23 protein-coding genes and 1 tRNA gene are annotated in these 26459 nt (G+C 31.7%); 19 read left to right on the forward strand and 5 right to left on the reverse strand.

Annotated features, from left to right (window positions below):
• From J2S72_RS06915 to J2S72_RS06965, 11 genes are all read left to right on the forward strand, one after another.
• On the forward strand, positions 1-102 hold a 102-nt coding region (locus tag J2S72_RS06915), incomplete at its 5' end, for an EF-Tu C-terminal domain-related protein (RefSeq protein ID WP_503128800.1).
• A gap of 42 nt (positions 103-144) precedes the next feature.
• Positions 145-220: transfer RNA gene (locus J2S72_RS06920), tRNA-Arg, on the forward strand.
• Between the two features lie 16 nt (positions 221-236).
• Positions 237-710, forward strand: coding sequence for a rhodanese-like domain-containing protein (locus tag J2S72_RS06925; protein WP_023054970.1), 474 nt, complete (start codon positions 237-239; stop codon positions 708-710).
• A gap of 7 nt (positions 711-717) precedes the next feature.
• Positions 718-1869: a CaiB/BaiF CoA transferase family protein gene (locus tag J2S72_RS06930; RefSeq protein ID WP_023054966.1), complete on the forward strand. Its 1152-nt coding sequence runs from the start codon at positions 718-720 to the stop codon at positions 1867-1869.
• A gap of 141 nt (positions 1870-2010) precedes the next feature.
• On the forward strand, positions 2011-2925 hold the full coding sequence (rbsK, locus tag J2S72_RS06935) for a ribokinase (protein WP_023054981.1): 915 nt from the start codon (positions 2011-2013) through the stop codon (positions 2923-2925).
• 1 nt (position 2926) lies between these two features.
• A complete protein-coding gene (locus tag J2S72_RS06940) occupies positions 2927-4417 on the forward strand; it encodes a sugar ABC transporter ATP-binding protein (RefSeq protein WP_023054971.1) in 1491 nt (496 codons plus the stop codon).
• On the forward strand, positions 4414-5358 hold the full coding sequence (gene rbsC / locus J2S72_RS06945; protein ID WP_023054983.1) for a ribose ABC transporter permease: 945 nt from the start codon (positions 4414-4416) through the stop codon (positions 5356-5358). The genes J2S72_RS06940 and rbsC overlap by 4 nt, the downstream gene beginning before the upstream one ends.
• A gap of 9 nt (positions 5359-5367) precedes the next feature.
• Positions 5368-5763 (forward strand): D-ribose pyranase, encoded by a 396-nt coding sequence (rbsD, locus tag J2S72_RS06950; RefSeq protein ID WP_023054975.1) that lies wholly within the window; start codon positions 5368-5370, stop codon positions 5761-5763.
• A 48-nt stretch (positions 5764-5811) separates the two neighbouring features.
• A complete protein-coding gene (gene rbsB / locus J2S72_RS06955; RefSeq protein ID WP_023054979.1) occupies positions 5812-6744 on the forward strand; it encodes a ribose ABC transporter substrate-binding protein RbsB in 933 nt (310 codons plus the stop codon).
• Between the two features lie 304 nt (positions 6745-7048).
• Complete coding sequence (locus J2S72_RS06960) at positions 7049-7684, forward strand: hypothetical protein (RefSeq protein WP_307495240.1); 636 nt, start codon at positions 7049-7051, stop codon at positions 7682-7684.
• Between the two features lie 137 nt (positions 7685-7821).
• Positions 7822-9870 (forward strand): 5'-nucleotidase C-terminal domain-containing protein, encoded by a 2049-nt coding sequence (locus J2S72_RS06965; RefSeq protein ID WP_023054972.1) that lies wholly within the window; start codon positions 7822-7824, stop codon positions 9868-9870.
• Positions 9871-9922: 52 nt separating this feature from the next.
• Here J2S72_RS06965 and J2S72_RS06970 read toward each other — a convergent pair whose 3' ends face one another.
• Positions 9923-11668: an ABC transporter ATP-binding protein gene (locus J2S72_RS06970; protein ID WP_023054969.1), complete on the reverse strand. Its 1746-nt coding sequence runs from the start codon at positions 11666-11668 to the stop codon at positions 9923-9925.
• Positions 11669-11768: 100 nt separating this feature from the next.
• Positions 11769-12755, reverse strand: coding sequence for a GNAT family N-acetyltransferase (locus tag J2S72_RS06975; RefSeq protein ID WP_023054973.1), 987 nt, complete (start codon positions 12753-12755; stop codon positions 11769-11771).
• Between the two features lie 74 nt (positions 12756-12829).
• Between J2S72_RS06975 and murJ the strand changes: the two genes are divergently transcribed.
• The 7 genes from murJ to J2S72_RS07010 all read left to right on the forward strand — a co-directional run bounded on the left by murJ (position 12830) and on the right by J2S72_RS07010 (position 21928).
• Positions 12830-14332 (forward strand): murein biosynthesis integral membrane protein MurJ, encoded by a 1503-nt coding sequence (gene murJ, locus J2S72_RS06980; RefSeq protein WP_023054978.1) that lies wholly within the window; start codon positions 12830-12832, stop codon positions 14330-14332.
• A 225-nt stretch (positions 14333-14557) separates the two neighbouring features.
• Entirely contained in the window at positions 14558-16036 is a 1479-nt protein-coding gene (locus tag J2S72_RS06985) for a carbon starvation CstA family protein (RefSeq protein ID WP_023054976.1), read from the forward strand.
• Positions 16037-16273: 237 nt separating this feature from the next.
• Entirely contained in the window at positions 16274-17293 is a 1020-nt protein-coding gene (locus J2S72_RS06990; protein WP_023054967.1) for a sugar-binding transcriptional regulator, read from the forward strand.
• The gene (gene gap, locus J2S72_RS06995) at positions 17293-18309 is read left to right on the forward strand and encodes a type I glyceraldehyde-3-phosphate dehydrogenase (protein WP_023054984.1); all 1017 of its coding nucleotides are present in this window, start codon (positions 17293-17295) and stop codon (positions 18307-18309) included. The genes J2S72_RS06990 and gap overlap by 1 nt, the downstream gene beginning before the upstream one ends.
• Positions 18310-18317: 8 nt before the next feature.
• The gene (gene tpiA, locus J2S72_RS07000; RefSeq protein ID WP_023054980.1) at positions 18318-20243 is read left to right on the forward strand and encodes a triose-phosphate isomerase; all 1926 of its coding nucleotides are present in this window, start codon (positions 18318-18320) and stop codon (positions 20241-20243) included.
• Positions 20244-20252: 9 nt separating this feature from the next.
• Complete coding sequence (gene eno, locus J2S72_RS07005; RefSeq protein ID WP_307495241.1) at positions 20253-21539, forward strand: phosphopyruvate hydratase; 1287 nt, start codon at positions 20253-20255, stop codon at positions 21537-21539.
• Positions 21536-21928 carry a SixA phosphatase family protein gene (locus J2S72_RS07010; protein WP_307495242.1) on the forward strand — a complete coding sequence of 131 codons (393 nt, stop codon included), beginning with the start codon at positions 21536-21538 and terminating at the stop codon, positions 21926-21928. The genes eno and J2S72_RS07010 overlap by 4 nt, the downstream gene beginning before the upstream one ends.
• 49 nt (positions 21929-21977) lie before the next feature.
• Here the strand turns inward: J2S72_RS07010 and J2S72_RS07015 are convergent, their stop codons facing one another.
• From J2S72_RS07015 to J2S72_RS07025, 3 genes are all read right to left on the reverse strand, one after another.
• Positions 21978-22577: a class I SAM-dependent methyltransferase gene (locus tag J2S72_RS07015; protein ID WP_307495243.1), complete on the reverse strand. Its 600-nt coding sequence runs from the start codon at positions 22575-22577 to the stop codon at positions 21978-21980.
• Positions 22578-22581: 4 nt separating this feature from the next.
• Complete coding sequence (locus J2S72_RS07020) at positions 22582-23097, reverse strand: ECF transporter S component (RefSeq protein ID WP_023055756.1); 516 nt, start codon at positions 23095-23097, stop codon at positions 22582-22584.
• Positions 23098-23469: 372 nt separating this feature from the next.
• On the reverse strand, positions 23470-24909 hold the full coding sequence (locus J2S72_RS07025; protein ID WP_307495244.1) for an amidohydrolase: 1440 nt from the start codon (positions 24907-24909) through the stop codon (positions 23470-23472).
• A gap of 127 nt (positions 24910-25036) precedes the next feature.
• On the opposite strand from J2S72_RS07025, the gene J2S72_RS07030 reads away from it, so the two are divergent.
• On the forward strand, positions 25037-26431 hold the full coding sequence (locus J2S72_RS07030; RefSeq protein ID WP_307495245.1) for a YfcC family protein: 1395 nt from the start codon (positions 25037-25039) through the stop codon (positions 26429-26431).
• The last annotated feature ends 28 nt before the right edge of the window (positions 26432-26459 follow it).

Consider the following 26459-nt stretch of genomic DNA (forward strand, 5'->3'; position numbering starts at 1 on the left):
GAACTAATAACACCAATCGCAATGGATGAAGGATTAAGATTCGCCATAAGAGAAGGTGGAAGAACAGTAGCATCAGGCGTTGTATCAAAATTACTCGACTAAAATTAAAAATACTAGGTGGCGGTAAGCCACCTTTTTTTATCAGCGCTCATAGCTCAGGGGATAGAGCAGCAGTTTCCGAAACTGTTGGTCAGAGGTTCGAATCCTCTTGAGCGCACCAAAAAATGGAGGTATGTATGAAAAATAAAATTTATGCCATATTATTAATTCTTATTTTAGGATCAGGAATAGGATATATGTACTGGTATATGGATGTAAGAAAACCGGATGAAACCAATGAAACAAAGAAAATAGAAAACCTTGAAACAGATAAAGAAAAACTGCAGGAAGAAAAATTTTCAGCACAGAATGTTTCAAAGGAAGAAGCGGAAAAACTTATGTCTGAAAATGAAGAATATGTTATAGTAGACATCTCAGAGCCAAAAGACTATGATGAGGGCCATATTGAAGGAGCTATAAATATTCCTGAGAAAACTATAAAATCAGGGGCAAAAATAAACCTCTTGGATAAAGAACAACTTATTTTTGTCTATATTAAATCTGGAGATGGAAAAGCTGCAGCTGATACTTTAGGTGAACTTGGATATAAAAATGTAAAAAATATGGGAGATTTAAGTGACTATAAGGGTCAACTGATTGAAACAAAGTGAGGTAATTATGAACGCGCTTTCAAATCTTAAAATTTTAGACTTTACAACTCTTTTGCCAGGACCTTATGCTTCAATGATTCTTGCAGACATGGGAGCTGATGTAATTAAAATCTCATCTCCTTCAAAATATGACCTCGTTTTAGAAGAAGGACCAAAAATTGATGAGAGATCGGCAAATTTATTGTGGCTTAACAGGAACAAAAAAACTTTAGCTCTAAATTTAAAAACAGAAGAAGCAATAAAAATTGTAGAAGAATTAATAGGTGAATATGATATTATCCTTGAACAATTTAGACCTGGTGTAATGGATAAATTAGGCTTAGGATATAAAGATTTAAAAAAGATAAATCCTAAAATCATTTATTGTTCCATAACTGGATACGGACAAACAGGTCCTTATAGAGATAGGGCAGGACATGATATAAACTTTCTTGGTAAGTCAGGTATTATGAGTTTTAGTGGATCAAAAGAAGAAGGACCAAAACTTTATGGAACACAAATTGCAGATTTAGCAGGAGGAGCAATGAATGCTTGTCTTGGAATCCTTGCTTCAGTAAATTATAGAAATCAAACAGGAAAGGGCCAATTTATAGACATATCTATGATGGATGGGCTTTTACCTATGAACTCTTTAGTTGGAAGTGATTTTTTACTTTCAGGAGAATCTCCAAAAAGAGAAGGAGAACTTTTAAACGGAGGTAGCAATTATGATTTTTATAAGACAAAAGACGGAAGATTTTTAAGCGTTGGAGCTCTTGAACCTAAATTTTATTCTAGATTTTGCCAAATTTTAAATATAAAATCAGATTCTCCAAAAGATTTAAATGCTAAAGAAGAAATTAGAAAAAAGATAAGAGAAAAGACTTTAGAAGAGTGGACTTTAATATTTAAAGATGAAGACGTCTGCACAGAACCTGTTTTAAATTTAGAAGAAATCCTTGAGGATCCCCACATTAAAGAAAGAAATTTAATAATTGAAATGAAAATGGGAGACAAAAAAATCAAACAATTTGCAAGTCCCATAAAATTTTCAGAAAGCAAGCAAGAATATAAATTTCCAGGAAAGAAAATTGGTTCAGATAATATAGAAATTTTAAAAAAGCTTTCTTATAGTGATGAAGAAATAGAAAATTTAAAAGAAAAGGGAACTTTTAAGTAAAAATAAAATTAATAAAAAAGAGGTGAAAACTTTTTCATCTCTTTTTTTTATTTGATAGTTTTTACAGTAAATTTGTAGTGTATACTATATAGTATAAAATAGTAATGAAACATACACTTAATAAGTTTGGAGTAGTAATAAATGAAAAAAATAATTGTAGCTGGTAGCATAAATATGGATTTAGTAGTAAGGTGTCACGAAATTCCAAAAATCGGAGAAACAGTTCCAGGTAAAGAATTTTTAACAATACCTGGAGGAAAGGGTGCCAATCAAGCAGTGGCAATTGCAAAACTTGGTGGAGACTGCACTTTTTTAGGAAAAGTAGGCAAAGATATTTTTGGCCAAAAAGTCCTTGCATCCATGAAAGAATCTCAAATAAAAATAGAAGAAATAAAAGAGGAAGATTGCTCCACAGGAGTTGCAATAATAAATGTGGATGACAAAGGTAAAAACAACATTATCTACATAGAAGGGGCGAACGGAAAAATTGATGGGCCTTATATTGACAGTGTAAAAGAAGTCTTGGACGGAGCATCAATTCTTGTAATGCAAAATGAAATCCCTCAAGATGCAATAAATTATCTTTTAAAACTTGCAAGGGAAAAAAATGTTAAAACTCTTTTAAATCCTGCGCCTGCAAGAGAAATCCCAGAGGAAGTAATAAGTCTTATAGATATTATTGTGCCAAATGAATATGAACTTGAAAGAATTACAGGGGTTCAAACTCAAACAGAAGAAGGAATAAAAAAGGCTGCTCAAAACTTATTTGATCTGGGAATAAAAATAATAATAGTAACCCTTGGAGAAAGAGGAGTATTTTTAAAAACTGATAAGGTTGAAAAGTTTTTTACAGCTTATAAGGCGGAAGTTGTAGACACTACAGCTGCAGGAGATAGTTTTATAGGAGGTTTTTGCAACAAGTTTGTAGAAAATTCTGACCTTGATGAGGCTATTAATTACGGACAAAAAACTGCTGCAATAGCCATAGGAAGACTTGGAGCACAAACTTCTATACCTAGTAAAGAAGAAGTGGAAAACTTTAAAATTGGAGGTTGATATGGAACCTATTTTAAAGATGAATAATATTTCAAAATCCTTTCCCGGTGTAAAAGCTCTTGATAAGGTAAATTTAAATGTCTATAAGGGTCAGGTTATGGCTCTTTTAGGAGAAAATGGAGCAGGCAAAAGTACCCTTATGAAAATTCTTTCGGGAGCATATAAGGCTGACCAGGGAGAAATTATTTTAAATAATGAAAAAATAAGTGTAAATTCACCTTCAGAAGCAACGGAAAAGGGAATTGCCATTATTCACCAGGAATTAAATTTAATACCTCAGCTTACAATCTATGAAAATATTTTTTTAGGCAGAGAAATTACAAATTCATTAGGTCTTCTTGATAAGAGAGCCATGATATTGGAAAGTAAAAAGTATCTTGAAAAATTAAATCTTAATTTAAATCCAAAGACACCTGTAAAATTACTTTCCATAGCCCAACAACAAATGGTGGAAATAGCAAAAGCTCTTTCTATAAATGCTCAAATAATAATTTTGGATGAACCCACAGACACCCTTACGGAAGCAGAAGCCCAGGTTTTATTTACCATAATAAGGGAACTAAAAAAACAAGAAAAGGGAATTATTTATATAAGCCACAAATTAGACGAAATTTTTGAAATTTGTGATAGGGTTACGGTTTTAAGAGACGGAAAATACATTGATGAATGTGCAGTTCAAGGCTTAAATATTGATGAAATTATTAAGATGATGGTAGGAAGAAGCCTCGATGAACAATTCCCCCATGTTGAATGTCAAGGTCAGGAAATTTTTAGAGTTGAAAATTTTACCAATGAATATGTAAAAGATATTTCTTTTTCAGTAAACAGTGGAGAAATTTTAGGAATATCAGGTCTTGTAGGCTCAGGAAGAACAGAGCTTGCCAAGACTATCTTTGGTTTTTATAAACTTGATAAGGGAAAGATGATTTTAGATGGAAAAGAAATAAGCATTAAATCCCCCAAAGATTCTCTTAATAAGGGAATAGTTTATGTATCTGAAGACAGAAAGGGCGAAAGCCTTATAATAGGTATGAATGTTGGAGAAAATATAACTCTTTCAGCTCTTGATAAGTTTATTAATTTTTTATCCATTAACAAAAGAAAAGAAAAAGAAGAAAGTCAAAAATATATTAAATCAATAAGCATAAAAACCACAGGAACAAAGCAAAAGGTAAAAAATTTAAGCGGAGGCAATCAACAAAAAGTTGCCATCGCAAAATCTTTATTAACTGAGCCCAAGCTCTTAATCTTAGATGAACCTACAAGGGGAATTGATGTTGGAGCAAAAAAAGAAATTTATGAGTTATTAAATAATTTAAAAAAAGAGGGCAAGGCAATAATTATAATTTCTTCAGATATGCAGGAAATTTTAGGAATGTGTGACAGGATTTTAGTAATGAATGAGGGAAGGAAGAAGGCAACCCTTTCAAGAGAAGAGGCAAGTCAGGAAAAGATTATGACCTATATTATGGAAGTAGAGGAAGAAAAATGAGTGAAAAAAATAAAGAATTGTTAAATAAAGCTCGTCCTATTATAGGGCTTTTTATTTTCGTAGTCATTATAAGTTTTGTAAGCGACAGATTTTTAACGGCAAATAACCTTTTTAATGTTTTAAGGCAGACTTCGATAAATGCGATTATAGCAATAGGAATGACTTTTGTAATTTTAACTGCAGGCATTGACCTTTCCGTAGGTTCAGTTCTTGCTTTTTCCAGTGCCCTAGGAGCTTACTTAATAAAGGGCGGAATGAACATTTTTCTTGTAATATTAATAGCTCTTTTAATAGGACTTGTGGCAGGAACATTAAATGGTATTTTTATTACAAAAGGAGGAATTCAACCCTTTATAGCAACTCTTGTAATGATGCAACTCTTAAGAGGGGGAACGCTGGTATTTACAAATGGTAAGCCAATTCCTGTACCAGCAAAAGAAGTTTCAAAAGTATTCACCTTTATAGGAAGGGGAAATGTATTTGGCATTCACGTTCCAATCATCATAACAATAGTTGTCTTTATTGTAGGGTATTTTCTACTTAATCATACAAAATTTGGAAGATATATCTATGCAGTCGGAGGCAATGAAGAATCTTCAATGCTTTCTGGTATAAACACCCATAAAGTAAAAATAAGCGCCTATGCCATCAATGGTCTTATGAGTGCTATTGTAGGTCTAATTGTTCTTTCAAGGCTGTCCTCAGCCCAACCTACAGCGGGAGAAGGCTATGAAATGGATGCAATAGCTGCTGTAGTTTTAGGAGGCACTTCCCTTTCAGGAGGACAAGGTTCAATAATAGGAACTCTTATAGGAGCTTTAATAATAGGAATTTTAAATAACACTTTAAATTTATTAAATGTTCAATCCTATTATCAAATGATAGCTAAAGCAATGGTAATTTTAATAGCTGTACTACTTGATAGAAAAAGTAAACACTAAGGAGTATTTATGAAAAAAATAGGAATTTTAAATGCAGAAATTTCAAAAATAATAGCAGAATCTGCCCATACGGACATGATTATGATAGGGGATGCAGGAATGCCTGTGCCAAAGGGAGTTAAATTTATAGATCTTGCAGTTTCAGAAGGAATCCCAGGATTTTTAGATGTTCTTGAAAAAGTTTTGGAAGAGCTTCACATTGAAGGAGCAGTAATAGATTTGGAACTTAAAGAAAAGAATCCCCAATACAGGGAAAAAATCTTGAAACTTTTAGGGGATGCAAAAGTTGAAGAAATTCCCCATGAAGAATTAAAAGCAATTTCTAAAAATTGCGTGGCAGCAATTAGGACAGGAGAATTTACTCCCTATTCAAATATTATTTTAAAATCGGGAGTAGTTTTTTAAGCTTATAACTTGCAATGCAAGTATAAATATAAGAGAGGAGATATTAAAATGAGAAGATTTATCGCAGCTCTACTTTCACTAGTAATGGTTTTAGGCCTTGTTGGATGTGGAGCAAAAAAAGAAGCACCTGCTAATGGAAACAAAAAACAAGAAGGTGCAGGAGAAGGTAAGAAAATAGGTTTTGTAGTTTCTACACAAACAAATCCCTTCTTTGTAACATTAAAAGAAGGAGCAGAAGCAAAAGCAAAGGAACTTGGAGTTGAATTAATAGTACTTGATTCTCAAGACGATTCAGCAAAAGCAACTGCAAACATGGAAGACTTAATCACAAGAGGAGTAGATTTAATAATTGTAAATCCAACTGACAGTGATGCCATAGTACCAAGCGTTGAAGCAGCAAACGAAGCTAAAATTCCTGTAATCACAGTTGATAGAGTATCAAACGGAGGAGGAGTTGTAGCAGAAGTTGCATCTGACAATTTTGCCGGAGGAAAAATGGCAGGAGAATTTATAGTTGAACAACTTGGCGGAAAAGGAAAAGTTGTAGAACTTGAAGGAATTCCTGGAGCAAACTCAGCAATTGAAAGAGGACAAGGCTTTAATGAAGCAATTAAAGGTTCAGACATTGAAGTAGTAGCAAAACAAACAGCAGACTATGACAGAGTTAAAGGTCTTGAAGTAATGGAAAATATTCTTCAATCCCAAAGCGAAATCGATGCAGTATTTGCTCACAACGATGAAATGGCACTTGGTGCTTTAGAAGCAATAAAAGCAAGCGGTAGAGAAAATATAAAAGTTGTAGGCTTTGATGCAACAGACGATGCAGTAAAAGCAGTAGAAGCAGGAGAACTTGCAGCAACAATTGCTCAACAACCTAAGTTAATGGGAGAAAAAGCAGTTGAAACAGCAATGGACGTTTTAAACGGAAAAGAAGTTGTAAAGAGTATTCCTGTTGAACTTCAACTAATTGTTAAAAAATAAAAATTTCACTTTTTTGAAAATTTAAAAAGTAAGGCGAATAACCAATCAAGACTTATAAAAAGATTACAAATAAAAAGATATAGAATCGCCGAATAGTAACTAACAATATAAGACAAAAATAAGGCCTAGTTATGGCTTTATTTTTGTGCTTACATTTATGCAAAATAAAAGGCAAATACCATTTACAAATCCACTGAAAGACTAAATAATAAAATAGAAACATAAATATTAAATAGGACAATAAAGAAAAGATACATATAAAATATAAAAAATAAATAGAAGTAAAATAGAAAGTAGGAAGGCAATGGTAATTGAAGAAAAAATAATAAAAATAATGTCAAAATATAGTTATGGACCACAAACACATGGGGAAAAAATTATATTTCTTAAACATTCAAATTTGTTTGGTCTCGATTTTTCGCTGGAATTTAAAAGAGAAAACATAAAAAAAGAAATAAAAACCTTAGGCAAAAGAGAAGGCATTATAGAAAATTTGATAAAATTTTCGCAATATCCCATTATAACAGATAACTTCCTGGGTCTATGTAGAGATTTAATGGAAATAAGAGCAGATGTCATACAAGCAGACGAAGAAATAAATGGAAACAATAACACAGATGAGATAAAACTCTTAAAAGAAGCAATAGAAATAGATTATGAAGCAGTTTACGATAAAATTATATCTGAAATAAACACAGCAAAATCAAAAAAAGAAAAAATAGGTTTAATTTGCAAATATGCAGGAATTGATAGAGAAAGTTTTGAAGAATTAAAAGACCTTGAATCATTTGTTTCAGAAAAGCATAATGCTTTAATCAGTAAGTGTAAAAATAACTTAGAACTTAAAGATTTTGTAAGGGAATATAAAGATTTATATTATTTTGAGTTAGCATTTGATGATTTTGAAGATGAAATAGCAGCCCTCTTAAAAAGTAGTTGAAAAAAGTATTTATGTTAAGCTTCAAATAATTGTTAAAAAATAAAAAAAATTATAAAATATAGGTGGAAATAATTTTCCGCCTATTTTTTATAAGTGATAAAATTTAATTTTATCAAATCAGAATTGTGAGGGGTAATATGAAAAAGAAAATTTCAAAAATCTTATCAGCTTTTATTATGCTGAGCATGCTTTTGACATTTGCATTTGCAGATTCTCAAAAAATTAATTTAACAATTATAGGAACCAGCGACATTCATGCAAATCCATACGGATATAGTTATGAAGACAACAAAGAAGGAAAAAACAACGGACTTGCAAGAATTGCAACCTATGTTGAAGAAGAAAGAAAAAAGGGTCCTATAGTATTAATTGATGACGGGGACACCTATCAAGGAACTATAATGTCCGATGCAATTTATAACAAGAAAAAAGACGTAATTCATCCTATGTCAAAAGTTCTTGATTACATGAAATATGATGCAACAGTTTTAGGAAATCATGAATTTAATTTTGGAATTGACTTTCTTAAAAAAATAGTAAATGAAAAGAAAACGCCCACTCTTGCAGCAAATCTTACAACAAAAGATGGAAAAAACTTTGAACAAGTAAAGCCCTATGTAGTTGTAGAAAGACAAGGAATAAAAATAGGAATACTTGGACTTACAAATCCCAACGTACCACGCTGGGACGGAGATAAAGTTAAATCTTTAAACTTTAAAGGTCTTACAGAAACTGCAAAAAAATATGTTCCAATTTTAAAAGAAAAAGAAAAATGTGACTTAGTAATTGTAGCTGCACATGCAGGCTTAGTTCCTGAATATGATATTGACGGCGGAAGCGACGGACTTGAAAAGTTAATTGAAGAAGTTAAAGGCGTAGATCTTGTATTAGCAGGACATTTTCACATGATTGATAAGGGTGAAAAAAATGGAGTTGTATATGGAGCACCAAGAAATAACGGACGAGATCTTGTAAAATTTCAACTAGTTCTTGAAAAAACACCTGAAGGCTATAAAACCATAGAAAAAAAAGTTGATGTAATAAAAATGGACGACGTTAAACCTTCTGAAAGCTTAAGAAACGTAATAAAAGAAGAACACGAAAATACAATAAATTTCATTCAAGGAACAGGAAAGAGTTCAGAAGCAGGCGGAGGAATTTTCGGAATAGCAACAGCAGATTTTCAACCAAAAAATGAAATAAGAAAAATTCCTCAAGGATGGCTTGAAGATAGCGGAGTAATAGATTTAATAGGAAAATGCCAATTAAAGATGAGCGGAGCAGATGTTACTGCAGTTGCACTTTTTAGAGACGATTCAGACCTTCATAAGGGAAATATAACTTATGGAGATATTTTTAAAATCTATAAATTTGATAATACTCTTTATACAGTAAATGTAACGGGAAAAGAATTAAAAGATTATATGGAATGGTCAGCAGCTTTTTATAATCAATATAAAAAGGGAGATCTTTCAGTATCATTTTCAGAAGATGTTCCAGGCTACAGATATGATATTTTTAAAGGGGTAGACTACAAAATAGATTTATCTCAAGAAGCAGGAAATAGAATTAAAGATGTAATGTATAAGGGAAAAGCATTAAAAGACGATCAAGTATTAAAACTTGCAGTTAATAACTATCGTTATTCTTCCGGCTTAAAAGCAAATAAACTTGTAGCAGGAAACAGAGATTGGGAATCACCAATAGCAATTCGTGATTATATTGCAAACTATATAAAAGAACAAAAGAAAATAAGTCCAACTATTTCTAAAAATTGGGAAATAATAGGAACAGACTTTAACAATCCTCTAAGAAAAGAAATAATAGAACTTGTAAATGAAGGTTATATAGAAGCACCCTATCATGAATCTTTAAACATTGAAAAATTAAAAGAAAAAGGAATAATAGTTGACGGCAAAGTAGTTAAACCTAAGGAAAAGGTAGAAAATGATGAAATAACTAAATCTGAAAAATCATCACCGAATAAGGGAATTAAAAAAGAAATTAAAAAAGAAGTTCAAGAACAAAGAGAAAGTCAAAAAAAGACTTACACTGTAAAAAGCGGAGATTGGATCTATAAAATTTCAAGAGAACTCAAACTAAATGCAGAAGAAATAATTAATGCCAATAGCTTAAAAAATCCAAACTTAATATTCCCTGGTCAAATATTAAATTTACCAAAATAAAAAATAAAAATAAAAACTGCACTTTTTATGGTGCAGTTTTTTTATGAAAATTTTATAAAAGACTTCCTCCCTTGGTGTAAAGATTATAATAATAAGCCCTTTTTTCCATAAGCTCTTCGTGAGTTCCCATTTCAACAATTCCATCTTTAGTCATAACAAGTATTAAATCTGAATTTTGAACTGTGGTAAGTCTGTGAGCAATAGTTATGGTAGTTCTTCCCTTTGAAAGTTTTTCCAAAGATTCCTGAACTATCATTTCAGATTTATTGTCAAGAGCAGAGGTAGCCTCATCCAAAATTAAAATTGGAGGATTTTTTAAAAAGACCCTGGCTATGGAAATTCTTTGCTTTTGGCCACCGGAAAGTTTAAGACCCCTTTCACCTACATAAGTGTCAAAACCCTCTGGTAAATTTTTTATAAAGTCATAAGCTCCAGCAAGTTTTGCCGCCTCAACCACTTCTTCATCACTTGCATAAAATTTTCCGTATTTAATGTTGTCTAAAATTGTGCCAGAAAATAAATATACATCTTGTTGAACAATGCCTATATTATTTCTTAAAGAATCTAAAGTTACATCCCTTATATCAATTCCGTCAATTGTAATTGAGCCAGCACTTACATCATAAAACCTGGGTATCAAATTACAAATTGTAGTTTTTCCTGACCCACTGGGTCCGACAATTGCAAGTTTTTTTCCGGAAGCAATATTTAAATTTAAGTTTTTTAAAACATAATCATTATTTTTTTCGTACTTAAAATCTACCGAATTAAAAATAATATTTCCCTTAACATTTTTCAAAACTTGTGCATCTTTTTTATCTTTTATATCAGGATTTAAGTCCATAATTTCTGAAAATCTTTCAATTCCTGTCATACCCTTTTGAAATTGTTCGGTAAATTCAACAATTCTTCTTACAGTTGCAAGTAAACTTGTAACATACATAACATAGACAATTAAATCTCCAGGCATAAGCTCCTTATTAATCATAAAGAATCCGCCGCTTAATATTAAAATCAGATACATAAGTCCGTCAAAGGTCCTTGTAACTCTTGTGAAGCCTGCCATTGCCCTATAAAATGATTTTTTTATGTCTAAAAATTTATTGTTTTGACCCAAAAATTTTTCATTTTCCAAATCTTCATTGGCAAAAGATTTTACAACTCTTATACCAAGAAGGGAATCCTCTATAGTTGAATTTAAATGACCTATGTGGATCCTTTGGTCCTTTTGAGCCTTTCTCATCTTCTTATTATATTTTCTTGCAAAAAATATCATAACGGGAATCATAAGATAAATTAAAAGAGTCATTTTATAATTTATATTTATTAAAATTATAAAAGAAATTAAAATTTTTATGGATCCTATAAAATATTCTTCGGGACAATGGTGGGCAAATTCAGTTATGTCAAATAAATCGTTAGTGATTCTTGACATTATGACTCCAACTTTTGTTTCATTGTAAAAAGAATCTGAAAGAGTTTGAAGATGAGAGTAAAGATCTTTTCTCATATCGGTTTCAATTTTTGCCCCCATAATATGGCCTATACTAGTCATATAGTATTGGGCAATTATTTCCACAATTTTTATAATTAAATAAAAAAGCCCCAAGTTCAAAACAAAATTTATTGTAAGACTTTCAAAGTTATAAAGGCCTGTGTTTGAAAGCTTTCTTAAGATAAGAGGAAGGATCATTTCACTTGTCGTTGTAAGTCCAGCACAAAAAAGATCTAAAAGTAAAATTTTTTTATATTTTTTAAAATATTTTAAAACTCTTTTTATTAAGTTTATATTATGCAAATTATCACCTCTGTTTTTGTAAAACAAAAAGGAGTTAATGCAATTACTTGTATTTTCTCCTTTTTAAAATTAAATTAAGTTTTAAATTTAATTTTTAAACTTATTTTCTAATATCCTCATAGGAATCATCATTTTCAAGTTTTTCCTTGGCATAAGAACAAGTTGCAGATACTTTAAAGTTATTTTTTCTTGCATATTTTGCAACTTCTTCAAGTAATTTTGCCGCAATTCCTTTGCCTTGCAGCTCCGGCTTTACTAAAGTATGATCGATATTTAAAGTGTCTCCATCTTTTACAAAGTGGATAAGGGCACTATAATCATCTTTTGAATTACCTAAATAAATAGAATCTCCATCAATTTTAAAATCCATCTTATTGTAACCTCCAAAATTTCTTGAGCTTTTTTGTATTTCAAGAGTTTCATCTAAAAATTCCATATGGTCTCTCATTTTTTCCTGGGCAAGCTTAGGATCCTTATTTTTTATAGCCTCATAAATTTTAAGGTGCTGTTTTTTAACAGCTTCAAATCTTAAAGGGTCATGTAAAAGTTTCACTCTGAAATCATGATTATTATGCTCAAAAAGCATTATTGATGAATCAAAACTGTTTTCAATAAGTTCATTGTGAGTCATTTGAGCAAGAAGCTTGTGAAGTTTTAAATCCAGGTATTTAAAATTCTCATAAGATTCTTCATCTTGCATTTTATCAATTATATTTTTCAGCTCTTCTAATTGATCTTCGCTTCTATAAATGGCTGCAAGAGATGCTGTGTTTAATTCATACATTGTACGAAATTCCATAATTTGTCTTATGGGTATCTTATTTAAATCACTTATCATTGAAAGAGGAGAATAGAGCCCTTGTGAAAAATCACCTTTTACATAGGTGCCACCACCGTGTTTTGTAAGAAGAAGACCTGAATTTTCAAGGCTTCTTACCGCTTCTCTTATTGTAGAACGACTTACCTCATATTTTTGAGATAAGCTTCTTTCAGAAGGAATTTTATCTCCAACTTTATAAGATGAATTTAAAATATCATTTTTTATATAGTCGGCAATAACTTCATAGCCGGGTTTTGCATTTTTCACAAATTTCACCTCAATTTAATTATAGAGTTTATCAAGATTATATGCAATATGTTATAATAAATAGCGAGGTAAATATGAAAACATCAATTATTTTAATGATAGTGACTGTATTTTCAAAAATATTCGGTCTACTTAGAGAACAAACTTTAGCACGCCTTTTTGGCACGGGAATTATTTCAGATGTATTTTTAATAGGCTTTCAAATCCCTATGGCTTTTACAAATATAATTTCAGGAGCCACTGCAAACGGATATATACCAATTTACAATCAAGTTTTAAAAGAAAAAGATTTAGATGAAGCGGATAAATTTACTTCCAATTTTTCAAATATATTATTTGTTTTTATTTTTTTAATATCGATTTTACTTTTAATTTTTTCTCCCCAACTAATAGATGCCATGGCACCAGGCTTTGAAGGTCAAAAGAGACAACTTGCTATTTTTATAACTAAAATGGGGCTTATGAGTATATCCATAACATCTTCAGCTTCTATTTTTAAAGCTTATTTGCAAATTAAAAAAAGATTTGTTGTAAGTGTTTTGCATTCCATTATTATGAATGTCATTTTAATGTTAAGTATGTATTTTGCCTATAAGCAAGGAAAAAATTATCTTGCTTACGGAATGTTTTTAAGTTTTGTCCTTCAATATATTATTTTTCTTCCCTATATTCGCAAAGAAGGTTATAGGCACAAATTTGTTTTTGATATTAAAGATGATTATTTAAAACAAATGCTTAAAATTATAGTTCCAATACTTATTTCAACTTCAGTTATAGAGTTGAATTTTATTATTTCAAAAGCCCTTGCATCAAATGTGGAAGCTGGAGGAGTTTCAATTTTAAACTATGCTTATAAGCTGCAAAGTTTTGTAAGCGGTATAGTAATCACATCTATTGTTACTGCAGTTTATCCTACAATGGCAAAATTTGGAAGTGCAAAAGATATGGAGGGACTTAAAAAAAGCAGCGAAAAGGCTTTAAGTTTTGTTTTATTTTTGGTTATTCCTGCAACTATAGGACTTTATTTATATGCTGAGCCTATTGTAAAAATTTTATTTTTAAGGGGAGAGTTTACGGAACTTGATGCAATGAAAACCATGAGAGTTTTAATGTTTTATGCTATTGGTCTTTTAGGCATTGGAGTAAGGGAAATTATTTCAAGGGTTTTTTATACAATTAATGATACTAAAACACCCGTTATTAATTCAGTCATAATGGTTGGATTAAATATTGTTTTAAGTCTTATTTTAGTAAAAAAATATGACATTGATGGACTTGCACTGGCAACTTCTCTTTCTTTTATAGTAGGAGCCATCTTAATCTTTATAAGTTTAAGAAAAAAAATCGGAAGTCTTTTTGAAAAGAGAACTTATAAAAATTTATTTAAAATTTTAATTGCAAGTTTTGTAATGGCAGGGATTTCATTTGTAATCCACCTAAGTCTTTTAGGAAAGATTTCTTATACAATTAACTTTTTAATAAGTCTTTTAAGTGCAGGTCTTGTATATTTTATTATGATTTGGCTTTTAAAAGTTGATGAACTTAAAGAGCTTTTAAATTTTAGAAAAAATAAATAATTAAAAAACAGACATTTTTTATTTTAATAATTTAATTTGTCTGTTTTTTTATTTTTTGGTAAAGCCTTTATCCAAAGAATAAAAACTCTCATAAAGGCTAAAATTCAGGAAAAAGAAATTCAATATCTATAAAAATAAATTATTAAAATATCTCTTAAGTTGTTTTAAATTCTTGTGAGTGCTATTATAAAAGTAAGCTAATTTGTACAGTAAAGAGGTGTAATTATGGTATTATTTTTAATTGGTTTAGTTATTTTATTTGGCGGCGGCTTTTTCTATAGCAAGCTTGCTGAAGCACAAATCGAACCTGACGACAGGGAAACACCTGCCATTGCAAAAGCTGACGGAATAGATTATGTCGGCATGAGTAAAACTAAAAACTTCCTTATAGAATTACTTAACATTGCAGGAACAGGACCTGTTATGGGACCTATCCAAGGAATTCTATTTGGACCTATAGCATTTATTGCTATACCTATCGGAAACATAATCGGAGGCTCAGTTCACGATTATTTTAACGGTATGATTTCCATGAGAGAAGGCGGAGCTCAAATTCCCCAACTTGTAAACAAGTACTTAGGTCATGGAGTTCGTAACTTCTACAACATTGTAAACTTTATTCTTATTCTACTTGTAGGTGTTGTATTTGTTTATACTCCTGGAGACTTAATTGCAAAGGACATATTAGGAAAAGATCCTAATTCAAATGTTATTTGGATTATTTATGCTTGTATTTTTGCTTATTATATTTTAGCGACTCTATTTCCTATTGATGCTATTATTGGTAGAATTTATCCTATTTTTGGAGCACTTTTAATTATTTCTGCAGCAGGTATATTTATTGGAATTTTCTTAAAGGGTGCTAACCATCTTTCTTTTGAAGGTCAAGGCCTTCTTGCACAACATCCAGCAGGACAAAAATTTATTCCTGCTTTCTTTGTAACAGTTGCCTGCGGTATACTTTCAGGTTTCCACGGTTCTCAATCAACACTTATTTCAAGAACTGTTAAACATGAAAAAGAAGGTACTTTCGTATTTTACTGGGCAATGGTTGCTGAAGGATTTATAGCAATGTGTTGGGCAGGCGGAGCTATGGTATTATTCTCAAGCGGCAAAGCTCCTTTAGATACAGGAGCAACTGCTATGGTAGGTAATATTTCAAGAGAATTCCTAGGAGCTGTTGGAGGAATGTTCGCAGTAATAGGTGTTATTGTTCTTCCTATCACTTCAGGTGATACTGCATTTAGAGCTTTAAGACTTATAATTGCTGATGAATTCAACATCGAACAAAGATCTTGGTATAAGAGAATTATGGTTTCTGTATGCATATTTATTCCTGCAGTAATAATTCTTGTATTTGCTAAGAAGAGTCCAGGCGGATTCAACTTACTATGGAGATATTTTGGATTTACCAACCAATTTGTTGCAGTATTTGCTCTTGGTGTTGCTGTTGTATATTTATACACTCACGGAAAAAATTATCTACTTGCATTAATTCCTGGTGTATTCTATGTATTTATCGTTATTTCATACATCATGCATCAACCTATAGGCTTTGGTCTTGAAAAAAGACTTGGTATGGATCCTCTAAGCTATACGATTTCTTATCCTATAGCAGCAGTTGCAGTAATTCTTTATATAGTTTGGCTGCTTAACCATGCTAAGAAGAACAAGGATCAAATTCTTTCTGTAAAAATAAAATAAATGGAAAAAAACAAATTAGCAAACACGGCTTTAAGCCGTGTTTTTTTCTTGCTCTTTTAAAAATAAAAATTTAATAATTCTAAAAAATTTCAAAGCTTGTAAAATTTAAATAAAAAAATTTTTCTAATTTTATTTTTTTGGTAAAATTGTTTTATTTAATTGAAGCTTAGAGAAAAAAATGTTAAACTAAATGTGGGAACGAAATTGTGATGGACCATTATTGACCCGGAGGACAGAATGGATTTAAAAAAAATTTCAGAGTTTGTGCCTGAGTTTAAAAATATTTTTATAAACAGGTACTTGCTCCTAAAATTTATTATGAATAATGAACCTGTGGGAAGAAGAAGTCTTGCTAAAAATTTTAACATTTCAGAAAGAAATATAAGAGATGAGATTTCTTTTTTAAAGGATATGGATGCGGTCTACGTATCAACTAAGGGAATATCCATAAAAGATAAGGGGAGATCACTTATTAAAGAATTTTCTGACCTTTATAAAACTTTCCCAGAAGACACAAATAATATTTCAGATGACTTAAAAAGGATTTTAAATTTAAAAGAAATTTATATTTCTAAAGGCGATTCAACTAAGGATGAAAATGCTTTTGTTGAACTTGCAAAATTGGGAGCTTCTATAGCTGAAAAAAAGTTAAAGGACAATTTGTCCATAGGTATAACCGGTGGACACACTATGAGTCTTTTAAGTGAATATATTAAATCTCAAAATAAAAACATGACTATAATCCCTGCAAGGGGAAGTATAGGCATAAGAAGCACCTATCAGGCAAACACAGTTGCAAGTCTTTTAGCAAGGAATACAAATTCTGAATCTTTTATGATTCCCCTTCCTGATACAGTTGATGATGAAACTTTAAAAGCTCTTATAAAAAGAGATGATTTTAAAGAAATTGCAAAAAGAATAAAAGCCATCGACCTATTATTATTTGGTATAGGAAGAGCCGACATTATGGCAAGAAGAAGAGGTTTAAATAAAAATCTTTCTAAAGACATACTTAAAAAAGGTGGAGTTGGAGAAGCTTTTGGAAACTTTTTTTCCATTGAAGGAAAAATTATTCTACACCAGCCAAGTATAGGCATAAGCATGGAAGATTTTTTAAGTATTAATGACGCTATTGCAGTTGCAGGGGGAGAAGAAAAAGCGGAAGCTATTATCGCTATTTCCCAGCTAAGAAAAGATTTAGTTCTCGTTATTGACGAGGCTGCAGCAAATAAAATAAAAAATTTAGGAGGTAAATGATGACAGTTAAAGTTGCTATTATGGGATTTGGAAGAATTGGTAGAGATGTTTTAAGAGGATGGGCATTAAGAGATAATAAGGATTTTGAAATTGCTTATATTGCTGATCTTAATGCTTCAAAAAATGCTGAAAAGCTTGCTCATCTTTTTAAATTTGATTCAATTTACAGAAAATTCCCAGGAACAGTAGAAGTTAAAGGCGATACTATGCTTGTTAACGGAAAAGAGATTAAATTTATTGATGGAAAATTACCGGAAGAAATGGCTTGGGGAGAAAAAGGCGTTGATATTGTTATTGAATCAACAGGAGCTTTTACAGAAAGAGAAAAGGCTGAAGGCCATTTAAAAGCAGGAGCTAAAAAAGTTGTAATTACAGCACCGGCAAAGGGTGAAGATATTACAATTGTAATGGGAGTTAACAATAAAAATTATGATCCATCAAGACACAATATTATTTCAAATGCTTCATGTACAACAAATTGCCTAGCACCTGTTACTAAAGTTATTCTTGACAACTTTGGAATTAAAAGAGGTTTAATGACTACAGTTCATGCTTACACAAATGACCAAAAGATTCACGATGCAGTTCATAAAGATATGAGACGCGCAAGAATGGGAGCTGAAAATATTATTCCTACAAGCACTGGAGCTGCAAAGGCAGTTGCAAAAGTTATTCCTGAAGTTGAAGGAATTTTAACAGGTATGGCTATGAGAGTTCCAGTTCCAACAGGATCAGTTGTAGATGTAACTTTTGAACTTGAAAAAGAAGCCAGCGTTGAAGAAATAAATGCAGCAGTTAAAAAAGCAGCTGAAGGAGAAATGAAGGGAGTTCTTGACTATCAAGAAGAAGATCTTGTATCAATTGATATTATAGGAGACACTCACTCATCAATTTTTGATGCAAAGCTTACTTTAGTAAAAGATAGAATGGTAAAATTAATTTCTTGGTACGATAATGAATGGGGTTATTCACAAAGAGTTATTGATTTAACTGACATGGTTTCTAAAAATCTATAAGGTGAACAATGAATAAAAAAACAGTAAGGGATTTTGATCTTAAGGGCAAGAGAGTTTTAGTAAGGGTTGATTTCAACGTCCCTATGGAAGATGGAAAGATAACTGACGACAACAGAATAGTTCAGTCTTTAAAAACTATAAACTATCTTCTTGAAAGGGGAGCTAAAGTAATTTTAATGAGCCACTTAGGAAGACCTAAGGGAAAGCCCAATCAAGAAATGAGCTTAGGTCCTGTCGCAAAAAGACTTTCTGAACTTTTAAATAAAGAAGTATTTTTCTTTAAAAGCGATAGGGTCGTAGACCAAGATGTAAAAAATAAAGTTGCAAGTTTAAAAGATGGACAAGTTGCCCTTTTAGAAAACACAAGATTTGTAGAAGGGGAAGAAAAAAATTCAGAAGAATTTGCTAAAGAACTTGCAAGTCTTGGAGATATTTATATAAACGATGCTTTTGGTACATCTCACAGGGCTCATGCTTCAAATGTGGGAGTGAGTAAATTTTTACCTTCAGGCATAGGATTTTTACTTGAAAAAGAAGTTGTATATCTTTCAAACACCATAGCAAATCCTGAAAGACCTTTTGTTGCTATCCTTGGTGGCAAAAAAGTTTCAGATAAAATAGGAGTAATAGAAAATCTTTTAAATGTTTGCGACAAAATAATAATTGTCGGAGGAATGGCTTATACTTTTCTTAAATCTATGGGCCTTGAAATTGGAAACTCCATTGTAGAAGATGACAAGTTGGATTTAGCAAGACAACTTATGGCAAGTGCCATTGAAAAAAATGTTGAATTAATTTTGCCTTCGGATATTTTAATCACAGATGAAATAAAAGCAGGAGCAAATACAAAATTTGTTTCAAGAGATGAAATCCCACAAGATGGAGATGGAGTTGACATAGGTCCTGAAAGTATTAAAAACATTAAAAATGTTTTAAAAGATGCAAAAACTGTAATTTGGAACGGTCCTTGTGGAATTTTTGAAATTGAAGATTTTTCAAAGGGAACTTTCGCCCTTGCAGAAATCCTAGCAAATCTTAAAGACGCAACCACAATAATCGGTGGAGGAGATTCAGCTCACGCCATTGAACTTGCAGAACTTTCAGATAAAATGACTCACATTTCAACAGGAGGGGGAGCAAGCCTTGAACTTATGGAAGGAAAAATTCTTCCTGGTCTTGCTGCAATTGAAGATAAAAATTCAAGACAAGCCCTTATTGCAGGGAATTGGAAAATGAACAAAAGTCCATCTGAAGCAGAATCCATGATAGAAGAACTTTTAAAAATTGATTTGGATAAAGAAGTGGAAGCTTTAATTGCACCACCATTTACAGCTATTGATAGAGTTTCAAAACTTTTAAAAGATAGTGACATAAAAGTTGGGGCACAAAATGTAAATGAAAATGAGGATGGAGCTTACACAGGAGAAATTTCCATTTCCATGCTTAAAGATTTAAATGTTAAGTATGTTATAGTTGGCCATTCTGAAAGAAGAAATTATTATAAGGAATCAAACCAACTAGTAAATGCAAAAGCTGAAAAAGTTTTAGAGGGAGGAATGACTCCTATAATTTGTCTTGGAGAAAGCCAAAAAGAAAGACTTGAAAATAGACATTTTGAAGTTGTAGGAGAAGAGCTAAAAGAATCCGTAAAAAATTTAAAGGGCAATTTTGTTATAGCCTATGAACCTATATGGGCAATAGGCACAGGGAACACTTGCAGTTCTCAAGACGCACAGGATATGTGTAAATTTATAAGAGAAAGTTTAACTAGCATAAACAGGGACTATGAAAACACTAGAATCTTATACGGCGGAAGTGTTAAACCAGAAAACATTAAAGAATTAATGAATAAAGAAGATATAGACGGAGCCTTAGTAGGTGGAGCATCTTTAAAGGCCTCGGATTTTGCAAAACTTGTTAATTTTAGAAAATAAGGAGATAAAATGAGCTTTATTAGTAGTGTATACGCAAGAGAAATTTTAGATTCAAGAGGAAATCCCACAGTAGAAGTTGAAGTTTTAACAGAAAACGGTGGTTTCGGAAGAGCAATGGTTCCAAGTGGAGCTTCAACTGGTGCCCATGAAGCTGTGGAATTGAGAGATAATGACAAATCAAGATACATGGGTAAGGGCGTAGAAAAAGCCGTAGAAAATGTAAATAAACTTGAAGAAAAATTAACTTACTTTGATGTTTTTGATCAAGTAAGTATAGATGAATTTTTAATAAGAGAAGATGGAACAGAAAATAAGGCAAAGCTTGGAGCAAATGCAATCTTGGGAATTTCCATAGCAGTTGCAAGAGCAGCAGCAGATGAAATAGGCCTACCTCTTTATCAATATTTAGGAGGAGTTAATGCAAAAGTTCTTCCCGTTCCTATGATGAACATTTTAAACGGTGGAGAACATGCAGATAACAATGTGGACATTCAAGAATTTATGATCATGCCCACAGGAGCAAAAAGCTTTTCTCAAGCTTTAAGGATGGGTTCAGAAGTTTATCATAATTTAAAAAATGTTTTAAAAGATAAGGGACTTAGCACAGGAGTTGGAGATGAAGGTGGCTTTGCACCAGACTTAAAAAGCAACTCAGAAGCTCTTGATGTAATTTTAGAAGCAATTGAAAGAGCAGGCTATGAGCCAGGTAAAGATATAGTTCTTGCTATGGACGTTGCAGCAAGTGAATTTTATAACAGTGAAACAAAGGAATACTATATGCAAGGAGAAAATAGAAAATTTTCTTCAGATGAACTTGTAGATTTCTATAGAGAATTAGTAGAAAAATATCCTATATACTCCATTGAAGATGGACTTGCAGAAGACGATTGGGATGGCTGGAAAACTCTAACTGAAAAACTTTCAGGCAAAGTACAACTTGTAGGAGACGACCTATTTGTAACAAACACAAAAAGACTAAAAAAAGGAATTGAACTTGGAGTTTCAAATTCAATTTTAATTAAATTAAATCAAATCGGAACAGTTACAGAAACCCTTGATGCTATAGAACTTGCAAAACGTCACAACATGACAGCAGTAGTATCTCACAGAAGTGGAGAAACAGAAGACTCAACAATAAGTGATTTAGTTGTAGCAACAAATGCAGGAATGATAAAAACTGGAGCACCAGCAAGAAGTGAAAGAGTAGCAAAATACAACGAACTTTTAAGAATTGAAGATATGCTTGGCAACAATGCAAAATACGCAGGCCTTGAAGCATTTTACAATTTAAAATGAAAATTATTTTTATAAGACATGGAATTGCCGAAGCTTATAGAGAAAATGACAAAGACAGAAGGCTAACCCTTGAAGGCAAAATAAAATTAAGAGAAAACTTTAAAAATTTAAAAGAAAGAGACTTTTCCAACTATAAATTTTTATCATCAGACTACAAAAGAGCAGTGGAAACGGCAGAAATATTATCCCAAATAATAAATAAAAAGTTTTTTATAAAAAATTTTTTAGGGGGAGTATCAACAAGAGAGCTCTTGGAAAAATTAAAAATGGAAAAATCAGAAAATTTTATCTTAATAAGCCACGAACCCTATATAAGCACTTGGATTTATGAATTAACAGGAAAAAGTTTAATAGTTTCAAGAGGGACAATTCATGAAATAGAAATATAAAAAATATCTGCAAGAAAAAACTTGCAGATATTTTTTATTATTATGAACACTATAAAAGGTTAATCTTCTTAGTCATTGACATCATAAAACAATTATCGGTGTCAATTTTTATATCAACCTTAAAAAAATCAGAAAAATATTTTATTTCTTCCTCCACAGCTTTAAGGGAATTAGAATCACTCTCAATCTTGCCATGAAGCTTATTAATGTAATTTTTTCCATGGCCATGAGCAATAGTTAATCTGCCAGAATCAGAAAGAAGATTATATAACTTTGAAGCCAAAGCTCTTTGGTCCTTAAAATGGGGATAGATATTATATAAAATTATAAAATCAAAATCTTTTTCATCAAAATCAAACAAATCAATATTTTTAAAAGAAATATTATCTTCCTTAAATTTTGATTCAGCCTTTTCAATCATCTTATCTGAAATATCTATAGCAGTAACCTTTAAATTTGTACCCTTGAAAAAATTTTCCAAGATTCCCGTACCGCAACCAACATCAAGGACTTTACCCTCATCCTCAATAGAAGATAATTTTAAAATAGCTCTAATTAAATCAAAATCATCATCAGCAATCTGATCCCATTTTTCAGCCATCTTATTAAAAAACAAAATATTTTCATTAATTTTTTTAATATTTTCCATCACATTACCTCATGGATTTTTCCACAGCCTTAACAATAATAGGAATGAAAATAAGTTGAATAATAATACCAGGGATACCCTTACTTATTCCTCCAATAACAAAAGCAATAGGAGGAGCAAATTGTACTGCAAAAACACTTGTCATTACATAAACTACAAGGCCAGCACCAATCCTACCTATAATCATTGAAATTATTAAAGAAATAAAAACATTTAAATTTAATTTTTTTCTTAAGATCGAAGCCACAAGACCATAAAGACCCAGTTCCACAATCATAATTGGAAGCATGGGCATAAGAGGTGGCATACTAGTAAGTAAATTAGATACAATAGGCGTAAGCACCCCAACTAGTAAAGCGAAAACAGGAGATAAAATCATTCCTCCCAAAAGCACAGGAATATGCATAGGTAAAAATACCGGGCCACCTGCTTTAAATAAATGAAAAGCCATTGGAAGTACAAGACCAAGGGCAATTAAAAGTCCTGAAAGGACAAGTTCTTTTGTTTTTGTAAGTTTCATATTTTTTACTCCCTTCTTAAATTATTTATATTTTAACACAAAAGAAGAATAATTATAACAATTGTTATAAAAATTTTTAAATTACATAAAAAATAAAAAATAAAAAATACAAAAAAGAAATGATTCACATAAAGGGCAAAAAATATTTATAAAAAATGTTGAATTTGTTCTCCCATCATAGGCACACGGACCCGTAAACCGGGCCCTAGAGTCTTACATAGGTTTGTAGGGACCAATTTATTGGTCCGGCGCCGTAAGGCGAATGAAAAAATTTTAAAATAAAAATACTTCACATAGATCATAAAAAACAAATATTAATTAAAATACAATAAAAAAAATGCTCCAATAAATGGAGCATTTTTTTATTAATAATTATTTACTAACTTTAGGATCACGAATTATTATGTCATCTTTTAAAGGAGTTTGATATTTTTCCCCTCTAAAAGCAACAAGTTCTTCTTTTGCTTTTTTCAAAATTTCAGGATCATTCATTGCCTTTATAGCAGTTAAAGCTAAAACTTGCATTGCTTTTGCACTTGCTTTTTTTGCATATGATGTAAGTCCTTGTGCAGTCATTTGCCAAGTGTGTAAACTTGTTCCCAAAGCGGCTGTTGCCATGTTAAGTTGGATGGTTGGAGCTGCATAACTTAAATCTCCTACATCGGAAGTGATTGTCATGGCTCTACGTTTTAAATCAAGAGGTTCAACTTTTGTTTGTATTCCCTTTTCCAACATATCTTCCACGTCTTTTTCGTCAAATTCATCTAAAAGTCTTTCTTTTGTAGCTTCTTTTACAGCTTCTGTTTGAGTTTCATAAAATTCTCTTGCAAGTTTGAAATCTTCTTGGTCAAATTCTGGCGCACCAAGTTCTTTAAAGGCTTCGTCCATAACTTTAGCTAAAGTTTTATTTGCATGGTAATCAGAAATTGCAACAATCATTTTTGCTTCTACTTCGGTTTCACACATCATAGCAGCAGCCTTTGCAATATTATCTCCTCTTCTTGCTATATCAAGGGCTTCTTTAATTTTCGGAGCACGATAAAAATATCTAAGTCCTGCATGAGCTTGGACAACATTTGGAGCACTTCCTCCTACATCTTGGTAAGCATAGTGAATTCTTGCTTGCTCTACTACGTGTTCTCTTAGATAGTTTACACCTACGTCCATAAGTTCACAGGAGTCAAGGGCACTTCTACCATTTTCCGGTGCATCTGATGCGTGGGATGATGTTCCTTTAAACTTATAGTCCATAATTACGTTTGCAAGAGTTCCTTCAGTCCAAACTGCATTTCTGTCTTTTGGATGCCATGTTAAAGCCATGTCTAAGTCATCAAAATAACCATCTCTTGCCATAAATGTTTTTGCTCCGTCCCTTTCTTCTGATGGAGTTCCGAAAAATTTAACAGTGCCATGGCCAATTTTGTCAATGTAGTCTTTAACAATAAGAGCGGCACCTAAGGCTCCTGTTCCTAAATTATTGTGACCGCAACCGTGACCGTCTGTTTTTCCTTCTTCAGGTTTTTTTTCAGCAAGACCTGCAACCTGGCTTAAACCAGGAAGAGCGTCATATTCTCCTGTAAATCCTATAATGGGAGATGAGTTTCCATAACTTGCAACAAAGGCAGTTTCAATACCTTTTACGGGGCTAACTGTGAAACCATTTTCTTTTAAAACTTCTCTGTAAGCGTCAGCACTCTTATATTCAATTAAGCCGACTTCCGAAAGATTCCATATCTTTTCACTTAAGCTCCATGTTAAATTTTCGTGTTTTTTTTGTAATTCAATTACTAATTCTTTTAAATTATCTTTCATATTATCACCTAATACTATTTTATATTATTTAAAATAAAAATCAAATTAAAAAACGTTTTCTAAAAAGTAATGAAAAAAAAGCTTATTTGTCTTATAATAAAGTTAATTGATGAAAGGAGGATATATGATGAAAAAGAAAAAATCATTAAACATCAATCCCTACATACTTTTATTTTCAGTAATAGCAGTGTGTGGACTTTTAAGCTACTTCATTCCTGCCGGAAGTTTTGAAAGACAAGTCGTAGACGGCAAGACTATGGTTGTAGCAAACTCTTATAAGACTATTGAAGCAAATCACGCAAGTATAATTGATATCTTTCGTGCTGTTCCTTACGGTTTTATAGGAGCCGCACCAATAATTGCAATTATACTTATCATTGGTGGTACTCTTAAAATCTATGACAAAACGGAAGCTATACCTCTTGCAATTTATAAACTTATTTCAAGACTTGGCACAAAGAGCAGCAATTTATTAATTATAGCTTTTTATTTAATATTTGCTTTACTTGGAGGATTTTTAGGATGGATTGAAACAATGCTTCCTTTTACACCTCTTGTTGTAGCTATTATGCTGGCTTTAGGTCTTGACAGTTTAGTTGCTGTAAGTATTGTAATAGTAGGAATGATGGCTGGATTTTGTGCAGGCCCAACAAATGTATTAACTGTAGGTATTGCTCAACAAATTTCTGAACTTCCCCTATTTTCAGGATTTTCTCTAAGATTTGCAGTATGGATTATATTTTTAGTAGGCTCTTTAGCTTATATACTTGCCTATGCAAATAAAATTAAAAAGGATCCTTCAAAAAGTTTGGTAGCAGATATAGACACTTCAGATTTGAAATACGATTTTTCAACTTATGAAGGCAAAAAGCTAAATAGCGGTCAAACTCTTTCACTATTTGCTCTTTTAGCAGCTTTCTTACTATCTCTATATGGAATGTTTAAACTTAAATGGAACATTAACGATATGACTGCAGTCTTCTTACTTTGCGGAGTAGTTGCAGGTCTTCTTAACAAGATGAATGGAAATGAAATAGTAAATTCCTTAATTGAAGGAGCAAAGTCTGCCATGGGTGGAGCTCTTATAGTAGGAATTGCTAGAGGAGTTCAATGGATTCTCGAAACAACTCATATAGTTGATACGATTATAAATGCTATGGCAAACGCTCTTTCAAATACTTCAACTCTTACAGCAGGAATAGGTATAATAATAGCCGTATCACTTTTAAACGGTCTTGTACCATCAGGTTCAGGAAAGGCTATGGCCCTTATACCTCTTGTAATTCCTCTTGGAGATTTAATAGGACTTAACCGTCAAATAACAACCCTTTGCTATCAATTTGGAGATGGTATAACAAACATGGTTTGGTTTACTTACGGTTCACTTCTTATGTTCTTATCTTATGGTAAAGTTCCATATAATAAGTATTTGAAATTTGTTGCACCTCTTATAATATTCTTCTTCATTGTGGCCATAGGTGCACTCTATGTAGCAGTAAAAATCAATTATGGACCATTCTAAAAAAATTTTTTATCCCTGCAAAAGCAGG

This window comes from Peptoniphilus koenoeneniae (assembly GCF_030812875.1).
GTDB classification, from domain to species: domain Bacteria; phylum Bacillota; class Clostridia; order Tissierellales; family Peptoniphilaceae; genus Peptoniphilus_B; species Peptoniphilus_B koenoeneniae.

Coding starts and splice junctions, on each gene's coding strand:
- J2S72_RS06925 (WP_023054970.1), top strand. CDS start 237: ATGAAAAATAAAATTTATGCCATATTATTAATTCTTATTTTAGGATCA.
- J2S72_RS06930 (WP_023054966.1), top strand. CDS start 718: ATGAACGCGCTTTCAAATCTTAAAATTTTAGACTTTACAACTCTTTTG.
- rbsK (WP_023054981.1), top strand. CDS start 2,011: ATGAAAAAAATAATTGTAGCTGGTAGCATAAATATGGATTTAGTAGTA.
- J2S72_RS06940 (WP_023054971.1), top strand. CDS start 2,927: ATGGAACCTATTTTAAAGATGAATAATATTTCAAAATCCTTTCCCGGT.
- rbsC (WP_023054983.1), top strand. CDS start 4,414: ATGAGTGAAAAAAATAAAGAATTGTTAAATAAAGCTCGTCCTATTATA.
- rbsD (WP_023054975.1), top strand. CDS start 5,368: ATGAAAAAAATAGGAATTTTAAATGCAGAAATTTCAAAAATAATAGCA.
- rbsB (WP_023054979.1), top strand. CDS start 5,812: ATGAGAAGATTTATCGCAGCTCTACTTTCACTAGTAATGGTTTTAGGC.
- J2S72_RS06960 (WP_307495240.1), top strand. CDS start 7,049: ATGGTAATTGAAGAAAAAATAATAAAAATAATGTCAAAATATAGTTAT.
- J2S72_RS06965 (WP_023054972.1), top strand. CDS start 7,822: ATGAAAAAGAAAATTTCAAAAATCTTATCAGCTTTTATTATGCTGAGC.
- murJ (WP_023054978.1), top strand. CDS start 12,830: ATGAAAACATCAATTATTTTAATGATAGTGACTGTATTTTCAAAAATA.
- J2S72_RS06985 (WP_023054976.1), top strand. CDS start 14,558: ATGGTATTATTTTTAATTGGTTTAGTTATTTTATTTGGCGGCGGCTTT.
- J2S72_RS06990 (WP_023054967.1), top strand. CDS start 16,274: ATGGATTTAAAAAAAATTTCAGAGTTTGTGCCTGAGTTTAAAAATATT.
- gap (WP_023054984.1), top strand. CDS start 17,293: ATGACAGTTAAAGTTGCTATTATGGGATTTGGAAGAATTGGTAGAGAT.
- tpiA (WP_023054980.1), top strand. CDS start 18,318: ATGAATAAAAAAACAGTAAGGGATTTTGATCTTAAGGGCAAGAGAGTT.
- eno (WP_307495241.1), top strand. CDS start 20,253: ATGAGCTTTATTAGTAGTGTATACGCAAGAGAAATTTTAGATTCAAGA.
- J2S72_RS07010 (WP_307495242.1), top strand. CDS start 21,536: ATGAAAATTATTTTTATAAGACATGGAATTGCCGAAGCTTATAGAGAA.
- J2S72_RS07015 (WP_307495243.1), bottom strand. CDS start 22,577: ATGGAAAATATTAAAAAAATTAATGAAAATATTTTGTTTTTTAATAAG.
- J2S72_RS07020 (WP_023055756.1), bottom strand. CDS start 23,097: ATGAAACTTACAAAAACAAAAGAACTTGTCCTTTCAGGACTTTTAATT.
- J2S72_RS07025 (WP_307495244.1), bottom strand. CDS start 24,909: ATGAAAGATAATTTAAAAGAATTAGTAATTGAATTACAAAAAAAACAC.
- J2S72_RS07030 (WP_307495245.1), top strand. CDS start 25,037: ATGAAAAAGAAAAAATCATTAAACATCAATCCCTACATACTTTTATTT.